1 protein-coding gene is annotated in these 1,628 nt (G+C 37.3%); it reads left to right on the top strand.

The genetic code is table 11. The features are described 5' to 3' along the window. Window positions 1–250: 250 nt before the first annotated feature. Window positions 251–1,486 carry an IS110 family transposase gene (locus V7127_RS20090; RefSeq protein ID WP_335488987.1) on the top strand — a complete coding sequence of 412 codons (1,236 nt, stop codon included), beginning with the start codon at window positions 251–253 and terminating at the stop codon, window positions 1,484–1,486. The last annotated feature ends 142 nt before the right edge of the window (window positions 1,487–1,628 follow it).

Below are 1,628 nucleotides of genomic sequence, written 5' to 3' on the forward strand. Positions count from 1 at the left end.
TTCGTATTATAAGGTCAGCCAGTGAAATCTGGTTGACTATTTTTTATTTAGTCTTATAGATTGATAGTAGCCGGGGTAGAACGTTCGCGCCCGTGGGACTTGATCCCGACCATTAAACTGTTCGCCCTCTACTTGTTAACACATGATTAGGCTGGTTGGGACATGATGATCCCGTATAACAAGCGAAGATATGAATAACAAGGTAGATAGAGGTTACCGGTCAATCCACTACAAAAGGAGGAGATAACTTATGAATCCAGTTATTGGTCTGGATGTCGCAAAAGGTGAAAGTCAGATTCAAATGTTCTTGGATAAAAAAATGCCCTATAAAAACAGTGTGAAAGTTGAACATACGGTGGAAGGATTAGAAGAGTTACACTCTTATTTACTAGATTTAGAGCGTCAAACAGGGATGAAACCGCCTATTGTTTTAGAAGCGACAGGTCACTATCATGCCCCAGTTGTACAATTTTTAGAAGCAAGAGAGTACATTGTCATCATCGTAAACCCACTTGTATCTTATCGAGCAAAAAGCTCTAATTTGCGAAAAACGAAAACAGATGCGATTGATGCTTATCACTTAGGTGAGATGTATTACAAAGAGGATTTAGAGCCACAGAAAAAGCGAGGTATTCAATTATTAAACCTTCGGCATCTAACAAGACAACATGAAAATATGACGGGAATTATGGTTCAAACAAAGCTTCAATTCCAAGCTATATTAGATCAAGTATTCCCTGAATACAAAGGAGTTTTTGGGAATTTATATGCCGAAATTTCATTAAAAACTATACAAACCTTCCCTACCTCCGAGTCTGTCTTAAAAGCTGGTGTGGAGGAAATTGCACAGTTTATTAATATGCATTGTAAAGCACGTTCATTTGATTGGGCACTTGAAAAAGCAGAGGAATTAATCGTAGCTGCAGAACGCAACCCATTTCAATCAACCCTTTATCATAGCCTTCTTGTCAGTCTGAATATGTATATAGATTTACTTCAAGCGTACCACCAACAGCTTTCTACGTTGGAGTGTGAGATTGATCAGCTAGCGGTACAACTTGAAGAATATGAACTACTCCAAACAATTCCCGGTATAGGTAAAAAAATCGCTGCAACGATTATTTCTGAAATTGGGGAAATTGATCGGTTTAGTCATCCCAAAAAGTTAGTTGCCTTTGCAGGACTTGATCCAAGTGTGTTTGAATCAGGACGCTTTAAAGGTACAAAAAATCATATTACCAAACGTGGCTCAGCTAGGCTTCGCCGTATGCTTTATACAGCTGTTCGATGCTCTATACGTGATAGCCGGAAAAAGAAAACAACTGACGAAACTATTGCACGAAATAAGAGATTACGAGCCTTCTACGACTTGAAACGCGAAGAAGGTAAACCATACAGAGTAGCTATTATCGCCTGCGCTAATAAGCTTTTACACTGGATTTATGCAATGTTAAAAACGAAAACACCATTCCAAGAAACTATTTAGTAACAATATTTTCATATACAACAAAAACCTTCCAAATTAAATTCGGAGGGTTATTTGAGTTGTGCATTTTTAGTATAGCATGAAGTGATTTTTAATTTAAAAGATTTTTATTGACAATCTATTAGCTGGTTTAATGGAATAA

Source organism: Bacillus sp. JJ1773 (genome assembly GCF_036962035.1).
Classification (GTDB): domain Bacteria; phylum Bacillota; class Bacilli; order Bacillales; family Cytobacillaceae; genus Cytobacillus.

Bases quoted from the DNA above. Each gene is read 5' to 3' on its own strand.
- V7127_RS20090 (WP_335488987.1), top strand. From the start codon at position 251: ATGAATCCAGTTATTGGTCTGGATGTCGCAAAAGGTGAAAGTCAGATT.